Raw genomic sequence first — 11,971 nt, 5'->3', positions numbered from 1 at the left:
GCCGGCGGCAGCGGCGCCAGCAGCGATGGCGTGGCCGGCGCGGTCGGCAGCGACGGCACCGCCGCCTCGCTCAGCAACGCGGTGGCCGGCAGCACCAGCGGCCAGCTGTCGCTGACGCAAAATGTGCGCGGCGGCGACGGCGGCAGCTCCGGCTACCACGCCGCCGGCAAGGGCGGCGACGCCAGTTCCAGCCTGGTGCTGAGCGACAGCGTGGCCAGCCGGCTGGTGCTGAGCGGTAGCGCCGCCGGCGGCACCGGCGGCAGCTCGACCTACAACCTGGCCGGCAATGGCGGCAACGCCAGCTTGCAGCTCGACGGCAGCGGCGCCGGCGCTGTGCAAGTGGCGGGCAACGCCACCGGCGGCGCCGGTGGCTGGGGCCATTACGCCAACGCCACCGGTGGCAACGGCGGCAACGCCAGCGCCAGCGCACGCGGCGCCAGCAGCGGCGCCAACAGCGTGGACGTGGTGCTGACCGTGGCCGGCGGCGATGGCGGCAGCAACCAGGCCGGCGCCTACGGCGCCCTGCAAGCCGGTTCCGGCGGCGTCGCCAGCGGCAGCACCGCCGCCGGCAGTTCCGGCAGCGGCGCGGTGACCGTGCGCCTGACCCAGTCCGGCGGCCACGGCGCGGCCGGCTACTACGGCGCCAACGCCGGCAACGGCGCCGATTCGGCGCTGGTCGACGCGGTCAGCGGCAGCACCCATGGCGCCCTGTCGCTGACGCAGAGCGCCAACGGCGGCAACGCCGGCAGCGCCTGGGGCGGCACGGCGTCCAGCATCAACGGCGTGGCGGGTGCGGGCAAGTCCTGGCTGAGCCTGACCGATAGCAACGCCAGCAGTGTTCAGGTGCAGCTGAACGCGAGCGGCGGCAGCGGTGGCGGTTCGTGGACGGACACGGCCGCCACCAATGGCGGCAACGCCGACAGCCGCCTGCTGCTGCAAACCAGCGGTTCGGCGCAAGGCAGCGCCAACGCCACCGGCGGTAGCGGCGGTTCACATTCCAGCAACTACGGCCTGGGCGGCGACGCCACGGCGCGCGCCGAAGTGCGCGCGCCCGCGTCCGCCGTCGCCAGCGCCACCGCCAACGGCGGCTATGGCAACCCGGCGCAACGCTACGGCAATGCCGACGCCTATGCGCTGGCGCGCAGCACCCAGGCCGGCGGCTACAGCCAGGCCAACAGCCAGGCCATCGGCCATCAGATCAGCTCGGTGGCGCAGGCCGAGGGCGTCGGCAATGGCAGCATCCGCGCCAGCGCCAGCGGCCGGGGCGACAGCGGCCAGGTCAGCGCCATCGGCAGCGCCAGCGACGGCCTGGCCCTGTCCACCGCCAAGGCCACGGCGCCGGTGGGCGGCGGCAGCGGCTACAGCTACGCCAGTGCGCAGGCCGCCAGCGGCGGCGCCAGCGCCACGGCGTCGGAACTGGTCAACCTGGCCTATACCCCGCAAGCGCTGTCGCGCGTCACCGGCGCGCCGGCCGACAGCGCCGCCCTGCTCGCCGGCACCACCCATGTGGCGGCGGCGCTGACCGATGGCGTGGTGATCGGCAGCGGCGTGCAAGGGGCGTCGTTCTCGCCCGACGTGGCGCCGGCGGGCGGCAGCCTGACCTATCTGACCAGCGGCGAGTTCCAGTTCAAGACCACGCAGTCGGGCCACCTGATTGTCGGCTGGTTGTCCAGCTACGGCATCAACAGCGGCTTCGACACATTCAGCCTGAGCATCAACAGCCACGGCACGCTGATCTACACGCAAACCTTCACCACACTGGGCGAGGCGCAAAGCTTCTTTAGCGATGGCACGCTGGACCTGGGCCTGTTTGGCGCCGGCACGCAAAACCTGGAGATCGCCGCGGCGCTGACCACCAGCGGCGGCGTCAGCGGCGGCTTCGGCATCAACTACCTGCTCGGCGCGGTGGCGGCGCCGGTGCCGGAACCATCGACCTGGGCCATGAGCCTGGCGGGCCTGATGCTGCTGTTGCTGCAACGCCGCCGCAATCCATCCAACCAAACTAACGCCGGGGAGGCAGCATGAGCGCGCAGATCGACGACAACATCACGTACCCGAAAGCAGTGGAATTCCGCCCCGCCGCGCCAGCCGGCGGCTGGAAGGCGTGGCAGGTGAACCTGGCGCTGGTGCTGGGACTGCTGGGCGCCGGCGCGCTGGCGGCGTCGGCCGCCGGTGAATGGAACAAGAGCGCCGAGCGCGTGATCGCGCCGGGCCCGCTGGGCGGCTTGTACAGCGTGCAGTTGGCGAACGGCCAGGTGTATTACGGCGTGCTGCTGGAGGCCAAGCCGGCCTATATCCGGCTGGGCGACGTGTACTACATCCAGACCTACCAGCAGCCCAACGGCCAGCCCGGCAACCGGGTGGTCAGCCGCCGCAAGAACGACTGGCACGGGCCGGAATCGCAAACTATTCCGGCCGATAAAATCCTGACGCTGGACGCGGTCGGCCCGCAATCGCAGTTGGCCAAGCTGATCCAGCAGGACAAGGCCGCCAATTAAGCCGGCGACAGGCACTCCTCCAGCGTCAGTTCCAGCAGCGGGAAGTGGCCCGTCTCCACCTTGAAGAAGGCCGCCTGTGGGAAGATGATCTCCCACACGGCGCGGTCCTTGTCGGCGTCGATCATTGGATCGTAGGCGCCGAACAGGACCGACACCGGCCCGGTGAAGGCGCTTTGCACCGGCGTGTGGTCCAGCGCCGAGAAGTCGTCCGAGGTGGCCACCGAGGTCGGGCCGTCGAAGGCGCCCGGCTGCTGGATCAATTCCGCGAACGAGCGCGCCGCCTGCTCGCCGCCGTTGGGGCCGAAGTACAGGCCGGTGACGTCCGGCAGCAACGACAGCGCGCCAAACACATCCCAGAAACGCGGACGGCCCGGATCGTCCTCATACATGGCCAGCGCGGTGGCCAGCTTGCCGGCGTGCTCGTGGCCTGTATGCACGCGGAAGGCGCGGCGGGCGAAGCGCAGGGCGGCGTCTTCCGGATTGAAGGTCGGGCCCAGCAGCACGATGTCCTTGATCAGCTCCGGCGCGTGGCGCGCCAGATGCACCGCCAGATGGGCGCCGAAGGAACTGGCCATCAGCGTCAGCGGCTGGCCGGCCTCGGCGGCAACGCGGCGCAACTCGGTCAGCGCGGCTTCCAGCAGGTCCAGATACGGGCGGGCGGCGCAGGGCTTGGCCAGCGGCTGGTGCCACCAATGGACGTGACTGGCGTCCGGATAACGGGCGCGCTCGAAGACCGGACCGAGCCCGGGACCGCCGTGCAGATAAAAAACCGAAGGTGCTGCCATGTTCTCTCCTTTGCAGATGCAACGGCCATTATAAATATTGTTGATTGACATTGCCAAAAACCGGGCTCAAGATCGGCGGATGAAAAAATTCCTCTTTGCCCTCTCCCTGCTGCTGGCCGCGGGCGTGCCAGCCCGGGCCCAGCAAGTGCTGTCGGTGCGCGACCAGGCCACCGTCATCAATGAACTGCTGGTCGACCGCTTTGACAATCTGCTGCCGGCCGCGATGGAACAAACCGGCATCGACATGTGGGTGGTGGTCTCGCGCGAATACAACGAGGACCCGGTGCTGAAAACCATGCTGCCGGCCGAATGGCTGAACGCGCGCCGCCGCACGGTGCTGGTGTTCTACCGCGACGCCAGAACCGGCAAGGTGGAACGGCTGGCCGTGGCGCGCTACAACGTCGGCAAGAGCATCACCGCCGCTTGGGACATGAAGAAGTTCCCGGACCAGTGGGCGGCGCTGGTGAACATCATCAGGCAGCGCAATCCGGACAAGATCGCGCTCAACACCTCCACCCATTTCGCCCACGCCGACGGCATCGACCACACCGAATACAACGAACTGCTGGCCGCCCTGCCCGCCGAGCTGAAAAAGCGCGTGGTATCGGCCGAGCCGCTGGCCGTGCGCTGGCTGGAGACACGCACCGCGCGCGAGATGCAGATCTATCCGCAACTGGTGAACGCCACCCATAAAATCATCGAGGAAGGTTTTTCCGAACGCGTGATCACGCCCGGCATCACCACCGCCGACGATGTGGTGTGGTGGTTCCGCCAGAAGATCCGCGACCTGGGTTACGACACCTGGTTCCATCCCTCGGTGGAAATCCAGCGCGCCGGCAAGGGCCTGGCCAACGCCGACATCATCGTGCCGGGCGACCTGCTGCACGTCGACATCGGCATCACCTATCTGCGCCTCAACACCGACATTCAGGAGCACGCCTACGTGCTGAAACCGGGCGAGACCGCCGCGCCGGCCGAGCTGGTCAAGGCCTTTGCCAGCGCCAACCGCTTGCAGGATATTTTGACCGGTAACTTCAGGCAGGGCCGCAGCGGCAACGCGGTGCTGGCCGCGTCGCTCAGGCAGGCCAAGGCCGAAGGCATCGCCGCCACCATCTACACCCATCCGATCGGCTACCACGGCCACGCGGCCGGGCCGGCGATCGGCATGTGGGACATGCAGGGCGGCGTGCCGGGCAGCGGCGACGACGTGCTGCGCTACCAGACCGCCTACTCGATCGAACTCAACGCGGCAACCACGATACCGGGCTGGAAAGAGCCGGTGCGCATCATGCTGGAGGAGGATGCCTACTTTGATGAAAGTGGCGTCCGCTACATCAACGGCCGGCAGAAATCGCTGTTCCTCCTGCCACGGCCGGCCCCATCTGTTGAGTAGGAAAAACAAATAGTTCCACTGGGCTCTGGAGTGCCCAAAAGCGCAGACATTTGCGATGATACGGGGGCGGACGACAGGCCAAATCGTCCGCCCCTGTGTCTTTGGCCCCCTCATCCCAACAGGAGCACGCTTATGAACTCGTTTGTGGAAACGCTGTCCCCGGCAGCCCGAAATCATGCGGAGGCCCGCATCGACTATTACGCCGACCTGACCCAGTCGGTGCTGCGCTCGCTGCGCCAACTGTCGGAGGTCAATGTGCAGTTCAGCCGTGAAGTGCTGGACAACTCCACCGCCGCGCTGCGCTATGCGCTACTGACCCCGCCAAACGAACGCAACCCGGAAAACGCGCCGCAGCAGACCGGTGAACTGCTGCACAAGCTGCAAAGCTATCACCAGCAACTGGCCAAGGTGGTGACCGACTTCCAGGCCGACATCAACCAGATCGCGCAGGAGCACGTGCCGCAAGCCACGCGCACCGCCACTGAACTGGCGGATGCGGGCCGCAAGGCGGCGGGCAAGCATCTGGCCGATGAAGCCAGCCGCTTCGCCTCCATCGCGCAGCAAAACCAGGCCTTCCCGCAGGCGGCCTCGGTGCAGAGCGCGGGCGAAGGCAATAAAAACTAAGCAGCGTCACGGGCCGCCACGCGCACCGGTGGCGGCATACACCTGGCCGCTGGCGTAGCTCGACTCGTTGGACGCCAGCAGCACATAGACCGCGGCCAGCTCGGCTGGCTGGCCCGGCCGCTTGAGCGGCGTGTCGGCGCCAAACTCCGGCAGCTTGTCCGGCGGCTGGCCGCCAGTCACCTGAAGCGGGGTCCAGAACGGTCCCGGCGCCACGGCATTCACGCGGATGCCTTTCGAGGCCAGTTGCTTGGCCAGTCCCTTGGTGAAAATCATGATCGCGCCCTTGGTGGCGGCGTAGTCGATCAGGTTTTCGCTGGGGTCGTAGGCGTTGACCGAGGCGGTGTTGATGATGGTGGCGCCCGGCTTGAGCAAGGGCACGGCGGCGCGCGTGATCCAGAACATGGCGTACACATTGGTCTTGAAGGTCTCGTCGAACTGCGCGCTGGTGATGTCAACGATGCTGTCGCGCGAAAACTGGCGCGCCGCGTTGTTGACCAGGATATCGAGTCCGCCCAGTTCGCGCGCGGCGTCCGCCACCAGCTTCTTGCAGAACGCCTCGTCCTTGATATCGCCGGGAATCGCCACCGCCTTGCGGCCTTCGGCGCGGAGCAATTGCACCACTTCGCGCGCATCCTCTTCCTCGGCAGGCAGGTAGTTGATGGCGACGTCGGCCCCCTCGCGCGCATACGCAATCGCGGCGGCGCGGCCGATGCCGGAATCGCCGCCGGTCAGCAGCGCCTTGCGCCCCTTCAGCCGCCCCGAGCCCTTGTAACTGGTTTCACCATGGTCGGGACGCGGCGTCATCTTGCTGGCCAGGCCCGGCCATGGTTGCTGCTGTTTCGGAAATGGCGGCTTGGGATAAGCATTGAGGGGATCGCGCGGCGGCTGGGCGGCGGCGTCCGCGCCGGGCTGGGCACCGGCGGGTGCGACCGCCGCGCCCAACAGGCCGGTGGCTGCGGCGCCGACCAGCGCGCGGCGCGAATGGTTGGGTGTATCCATGACGGTTCCTTTCTCGATAAGAAAGGCCATCATTCGCCGTTTCGCCGCCGCGCACTGTGCGGCGGCGCGCTTAGAGGAAGCGGTCGGGAATATCGCTGGCGAAGGGATACATCGGAAAGTACGGCTTGGCCTCCTCCAGCACCTGTTTGACCGAGGGGCGGGAAACCAGCCGTTCGAAGTATCCCTGCAAGTGGAGATATTCCTCCGGGAACGGCAACAGCGTGGCGGCGTAGAACAAGGCGGGCGCCGCCGCGCACTCGGCCAGGCTGAAGCTCTCGCCGCACATCCAGCTGCGCGTGCTCATGCGCTTTTCGATCATTTTGTAGGCCGTCTTGAGCTTGGTGCGCTCCTTGGTCTGGTCGCAGCTCAGACCGGTCAGGTGGGCGGTGACGATGGTGGTCACCGGCTCCTGCACGTAGTTATCGAAGAAGCGGTCCCACAAGCGCACATCGAGCGCGTCGTCCCAGTCGGCCGGGATCATCGGCTGCGCGCCCGGATAGTGGCGGTCCAGGTATTCAATGATGATGGAAGTCTCCGGCACATCGCGCCGGTGGGTGTTGTCGCGCAGCACAGGGAATTTGCACAGCGGCCAGATCGCCTCCAGCTCGGCGCGGTCGGCCTGGTCGCCGAGGTTGATGATGCGCTTGTCGAAGGCGGTGCCGTTCTCGTACAGCGCGATCAGCACCTTGTGACAGAACGAGGCCAGCGGATGGTAGTACAGGGTCAATGACATGGTCGGCTCCGGAATGCGATACCAAAGATTTCAACACATGATACTTCAGCAACGGCGATAGCGGCGGACTGCAATTGCTGGGAAACTCTCGCGGTCTTAAGCCGGGCAATCAGGCACCGGCGGACCACTGAACGGGAACCCACCATGCGCTACGCGATCACTCTCACCCTCGTCTCCTTGTGCGCTTTCAGCGGCAAGAGCTTTGCCGAAGAAGCCAAGCCTGCTGCCGGCGGCGACAGCTTCACGGCCGGCGTCGGCCTGGCCTACGTGCCGGAATACGCCGGCGCCGACAAGAGCCGGGTACTGCCCCTGCCCTTCCTTGAAAAAACCTACGCCAACGGCTTCTTCCTCAGCACCCAGCGCGGCATCGGCTACGCGACCGAAGTCGATGGCTTCAAGCTGAGCGGCGCGCTCGGCTACAACGGCGGCCGCAAGGACCACAAGGAAAACTACTTTTCCGGCTCGGATGCGCTGAAAGGCATGGGCAACATCGAGGGCGCGGCGCAGGCGGTGCTGAGCGTGGGCTATCAGGTCGGCACGGTCGGCCTGAGCCTGACCACCAAACAGAACCTCGGCCACCGCGAATATGGCAGCACTTACACGCTGGGACTGGAAGCGCCACTGTACACCAGCGCCACCGACCAGATCGGCTTTGGCGCGTCGGCCGAGTATGGCGACCGCAAGCACATGCAAACCTATTTCGGCGTCACCGCCCGCCAAAGCGCGGCCTCGGGCTACAAGGCCTACACCGCCAAGGCCGGCTTCGAGAACGTGACGGCCGGCGTCAACTGGAGCCACGTGATCGACAGCAACTGGGCGGTGCGCAGCGTGCTCGGCGTATCGCGCCTGACCGGCGATGCGGCCGACAGCCCGCTGACCAAGCGCAAGACCACGCCCATGGTCATGACGGCGCTGGTCTACAGGTTCTAAGCTGCCTTGGAGTATCATTGACGAAAACTCATCGTTAAAGCAATGACACTCCTCGCTTACCTCTTCCTTGTATGTGCCATCGCTTCGGCCTGGCTCCCGCCACTGGCTTTCGGGCCGCGCCGCCTGCCGGTGTGGCCACTGTTGCTGGTCATGGCCATGGCCTGGGGACTGGTGGCCGGCGTGCTGGAGCCGAGGGCGATCCTCTGGCTGGCGGGGCTGACCGGTGCGGCTTACGCCTGCGCCCGCGCACCGCGCGCGTGGATACGGCTGGTGTGCGGCATGGTGACTGCCGTGCTGGCGCTGCAACTGGCGATGCACAAACTGCCCGGTTTCCATAATCCGCTGCTGCTGGACGGCGTGGTGCTGTCGGCCGGCGCCGCGCCCTTCACGCTGTACGCCAACTTCGACAAGGGCGTGGTCGGGCTGATCCTGCTGGCCCTGCTAAGCCAACGCGTCAGCTCGCGGGCCGAGCTGGGCGAGGTGCTGCGCCGGACGGCGCCGGTGCTGCTGCTGACGATTGCCGTCACGCTGGGCTTTGCCGTGGCGGCCGGCGTGGTCGGCATCGACCTCAAATTGCCGCCGCAGACACCGCTGTTTATTGGCGTCAACCTGCTGTTCACGGTGGTGGCGGAGGAAGCCTTCTTCCGCGGCTTCCTGCAAGCGCGCCTGGCCTCGGCGCTGGGACGCTTCAACTGGGGGCCATGGCTGGCGGTGGCGGCATCGGCGCTGCTGTTTGGCGCGGCGCATCTCGGCGGCGGACTGCGGTATGGCATACTCGCTGCAATTGCCGGCTTCGGCTACGCGGTGGCATACCAGCGCACGCAGCGCATCGAGGCGGCCATCTTGGTCCACATCGCGCTGAACGCGGTGCATTTTATTGGTTTTACTTATCCCGCCAGGTTAAACGGTGTCTGATTCCTCCCTTGCTTCCCGCACGCTGCCGGGCGCCGTTGCCGGCCTGGTCGGCACCGCCACGGTGCTGGCCCTGCTCTACTTCGGCCGCGATGTGCTGATTCCGATCACGCTGGCGTTTATCTTCAGCTTCCTGATTGCGCCGTTTGTGCGCGCCTTGCGCCATCTCGGCCTTGGACAGACCACCTCGGTCTGCACCGGCGTGCTGGTGGTGACGCTGACACTGCTGGCGATCGGCGCGGTGATCGTGCAGCAGGTCGGCATGATGGGCGCCAGCCTGCCCAAGTACCAGGACACCATCGCCGCCAAGATCGAAACGCTGGACGAGCTGACGCGCGGCACCCTGGGCAGCCTTGGCGGGCCGGCCGGGCAACTGATCGAACACTTCACCAGCGACAGCGGCGGCGCCGCACAGCCGGTGCTGCAAAACGACGGCAGCCTGAAGACGCCGGTGCTGGTGGAAATCCACGAGCCGGCGCTGAAACCGTTCCAGCTGCTGGGCAAGGTCGTGGCGTCGGTGTGGCCGCCGCTGGAGACGGCGGGCATCGTGTTCGTGGTGCTGATCTTTGTGCTGCTGGAACATGAATCGCTGCGCGACCGCTTCATCCGGCTGGCCGGCGGCGGCGACTTGCGCGCCACCACCATTGCCGTCAACGATGCGGGCGAGCGCCTGTCGCGCTTTTTCATCTCGCAGTTTTTGGTCAACATCGCCACCGGGCTGGCGGTGTGGCTGGGCCTGAGCCTGCTGGGTCTGGGCCAGGCGCTGTTGTGGGGCACCATGACCGCCGTGCTGCGCTTCATTCCCTACGTCGGCGTGTGGATGGCGGCGTTCTGCGCCACCCTGCTGGCGGCGGCGGTCGATCCGGGCTGGTCGCTGGCGCTGATGACGCTGGGCTTGTTCCTGGCGGTGGAAATCATCGTCGCGCAAACCATCGAACCCAAGCTGTATGGGCATACCACCGGCTTGTCGCCGCTGTCGGTGGTGGTGTCGGCCATCTTCTGGAGCTGGCTCTGGGGACCGGTCGGACTGGTGCTGTCGACGCCGCTGACCCTCTGCCTGGTGGTGGCGGGCCGCTATATCCGCGCCTTGAAAGTGCTGGAGGTCATGTTCGGCGAACTGCCGGCGCTGACCATGCCGCAGAATTTTTATCAGCGCGCTCTGTCGGGCGACGCGCATGAAATCATCACCAGCGCCAAGCGCTACATGCAGCACAAATCGCTGGCCGAATATTGCGACGGCGTGCTGCTGCCGGCGCTGCACCTGGCCAACTTCGACCTGAAGGACAGCGCCATCACGCCGGACGAAGAGGAAAAAGTCACCTCCTCCATCATCGCCGTGATCGAAGCGCTGAGCGGCAATCCGAAGTGGTGGAAAAAGCGCAAGCGCAGCAGCGTGCTGGCGGGCGGCGGCATCGGCCGGCAATTGCGCGATCAGCGTATTTCCGATACCGGCGAATGGCAGGGTTCGTTCGACGTGCCGGCCGGCAGCCTGGTGCTGAGCGTCGGGCTGGGTTCGGCCTATGCGGAGCTGGCCACCGAAATTCTGGTGCGCATCCTGCGTGAGCAGAAAATCGATGCGCGCAGCATGAGCTTTGAGGATCTGGACAAACCGGCACCGCCGGAAGCGTCACCGGAACTGGTGGCCATCGTGTGCCTGGTCAGCGTGAATCCCTTGCAGGATTGCGAGCTGATGACGCAAGCGCTGGAGCGCATGCGCCGCGACCTGCCGCATTGCAAACAATTCGCCCTGCTGCTGCCGAGCCCGTTTGAAAACCCGGACTTGAAAACCTGCGTCTTCCCGAACGCCGACCACGTCTCGCGTTCGTACGACGATGCGCTGCATAGCTGCCAGCGGGCCATGAAAGGCCGCGTGACCTTATGAAACGACTGCTCCTGCTGGGCGCGCTGTGCGCCGCTGCTCCCGTCTGGGCCCAGGCCATCCTCGCCGACATCCACGCGCGCGGCGAGCTGCGGGTGGGCAGCACCGGCGATTACAAGCCGTTCAGCTACCGCGCCGGCGCCGCCGACTTCATCGGACTCGATGTGGAACTGGCGAGCGAGCTGGCGCAAGCGCTGGGCGTGAAGCTGGTCATCGTGCCGACCAGCTGGCCGACGCTGATGAGCGATTTCAACGCCGGCAAATTCGACCTCGCATGGAGCGGCATCTCGGTGACGGCCGAGCGGCAAAAACAGGCGCTGTTCTCCATCAGCTACCTGCGCGACGGCAAGACGCCGATCACCCGCTGCGGCAATGAGGCGCGCTTCCAGACGCTGGAGCAGATCAACCAGCCGGGGGTGCGGCTGATCGTCAACCCCGGCGGCACCAACGAACGCTTCGCCCGCAGCTACGCGCCGCGTGCGCAGCTGACCGTCTATCCGGACAACGTCACCATCTTCGGCCAGATCATCGCCGGCGCGGCCGATTTGATGATGACCGACGCCATCGAAACGCGCTTGCAACAGCGCCTGCATCCACAACTGTGCGCGGTGCATCCGGACCAGCCGTTCGACAGCGCCGAGAAAGCCATCCTGCTGCCGCGCGACGACGCCTTCAAAGCCTGGGTCGATCAATGGCTGGGGCAACGCATCGCCGACGGCAAGGTACAAAAAGGCCTGGAACGCTGGCTCGACTTCGCCTGGAAGCTGGAGCCTTTGCGGCAAGCCATCGACCAGCGGCTGCTGCTGGCGCCCGCCGTCGCCCGTGCCAAATGGAACGTGCAAGCGCCGATCGAAGACTTGCCGCGCGAAGCGCAAGTGATTGCCGCGGCCGTGCAGCAAGGCCGTGCACTGGGCCTGCCGGACGAATTGGTGGAAGCCGTCTTCAAAGCCCAGATCGAAGCCTCCAAGACCGTCCAGCGCGAGCTGTACGCAAAATGGAAGAACGAGCGAGCCGGCCACTTCGACGACGCGCCCGACCTGGCCAAAACCATTCGCCCCGAGCTGGACCGCATCACCGCCCAGCTCCTGCGCTCGATGGCGGACAATCAAACCACACTAAAAAGCGCGGCCCGGAACTTGCGACCGCTGGAGGCCTCGTTACTTAGCCCCTCCGCCGCAAAGCAGGCGTTGGCGCCATTTTCAGGAAAATAAAGATCCA

The 11,971-nt window shown here is 66.4% G+C and carries 11 protein-coding genes; 8 read left to right on the top strand and 3 right to left on the bottom strand.

Features of this window, described 5'->3' with window-relative positions; genetic code table 11:
* On the top strand, positions 1–2,025 hold a 2,025-nt coding region (locus tag GM676_RS14415), incomplete at its 5' end, for a beta strand repeat-containing protein (protein ID WP_155464337.1).
* The gene (locus tag GM676_RS14410; protein WP_155464336.1) at positions 2,022–2,498 is read left to right on the top strand and encodes a hypothetical protein; all 477 of its coding nucleotides are present in this window, start codon (positions 2,022–2,024) and stop codon (positions 2,496–2,498) included. The genes GM676_RS14415 and GM676_RS14410, both read left to right, overlap by 4 nt.
* Here the strand turns inward: GM676_RS14410 and GM676_RS14405 are convergent.
* Complete coding sequence (locus tag GM676_RS14405; RefSeq protein WP_229262685.1) at positions 2,495–3,283, bottom strand: alpha/beta fold hydrolase; 789 nt, start codon at positions 3,281–3,283, stop codon at positions 2,495–2,497. The genes GM676_RS14410 and GM676_RS14405 overlap by 4 nt on opposite strands.
* 79 nt (positions 3,284–3,362) lie before the next feature.
* On the opposite strand from GM676_RS14405, the gene GM676_RS14400 reads away from it, so the two are divergent.
* Both GM676_RS14400 and GM676_RS14395 read left to right on the top strand, forming a co-directional pair.
* Positions 3,363–4,676 carry a M24 family metallopeptidase gene (locus GM676_RS14400; protein WP_155464335.1) on the top strand — a complete coding sequence of 438 codons (1,314 nt, stop codon included), beginning with the start codon at positions 3,363–3,365 and terminating at the stop codon, positions 4,674–4,676.
* Between the two features lie 132 nt (positions 4,677–4,808).
* Positions 4,809–5,300, top strand: a complete 492-nt coding sequence (locus GM676_RS14395; protein ID WP_155464334.1) for a phasin family protein — start codon at positions 4,809–4,811, stop codon at positions 5,298–5,300.
* A gap of 6 nt (positions 5,301–5,306) precedes the next feature.
* Here the strand turns inward: GM676_RS14395 and GM676_RS14390 are convergent, their stop codons facing one another.
* Positions 5,307–6,299 (bottom strand): SDR family oxidoreductase, encoded by a 993-nt coding sequence (locus tag GM676_RS14390; protein WP_155464333.1) that lies wholly within the window; start codon positions 6,297–6,299, stop codon positions 5,307–5,309.
* Positions 6,300–6,369: 70 nt separating this feature from the next.
* Positions 6,370–7,032, bottom strand: coding sequence for a glutathione S-transferase family protein (locus tag GM676_RS14385; RefSeq protein WP_155464332.1), 663 nt, complete (start codon positions 7,030–7,032; stop codon positions 6,370–6,372).
* Between the two features lie 144 nt (positions 7,033–7,176).
* On the opposite strand from GM676_RS14385, the gene GM676_RS14380 reads away from it, so the two are divergent.
* From GM676_RS14380 to aroQ, 4 genes are read left to right on the top strand one after another with little or no spacing between them, the layout of a single operon-like run.
* Positions 7,177–7,962 carry a MipA/OmpV family protein gene (locus GM676_RS14380; RefSeq protein WP_155464331.1) on the top strand — a complete coding sequence of 262 codons (786 nt, stop codon included), beginning with the start codon at positions 7,177–7,179 and terminating at the stop codon, positions 7,960–7,962.
* A 42-nt stretch (positions 7,963–8,004) separates the two neighbouring features.
* Complete coding sequence (locus GM676_RS14375; RefSeq protein WP_155464330.1) at positions 8,005–8,877, top strand: CPBP family intramembrane glutamic endopeptidase; 873 nt, start codon at positions 8,005–8,007, stop codon at positions 8,875–8,877.
* Positions 8,870–10,756 (top strand): AI-2E family transporter, encoded by a 1,887-nt coding sequence (locus GM676_RS14370; protein ID WP_371866233.1) that lies wholly within the window; start codon positions 8,870–8,872, stop codon positions 10,754–10,756. Before GM676_RS14375 ends, GM676_RS14370 begins: the two co-directional genes overlap by 8 nt.
* Positions 10,753–11,964, top strand: coding sequence for a gamma subclass chorismate mutase AroQ (gene aroQ, locus GM676_RS32950; RefSeq protein ID WP_155464329.1), 1,212 nt, complete (start codon positions 10,753–10,755; stop codon positions 11,962–11,964). The genes GM676_RS14370 and aroQ overlap by 4 nt, the downstream gene beginning before the upstream one ends.
* Positions 11,965–11,971 lie beyond the last annotated feature (7 nt).

This window comes from Duganella radicis (assembly GCF_009720825.1).
Classification (GTDB): Bacteria; Pseudomonadota; Gammaproteobacteria; order Burkholderiales; family Burkholderiaceae_D; genus Rugamonas; species Rugamonas radicis.
The sequence above is the reverse complement of the archived record's forward strand: the minus strand, read 5'-3'. Positions and strand labels throughout refer to the sequence as shown.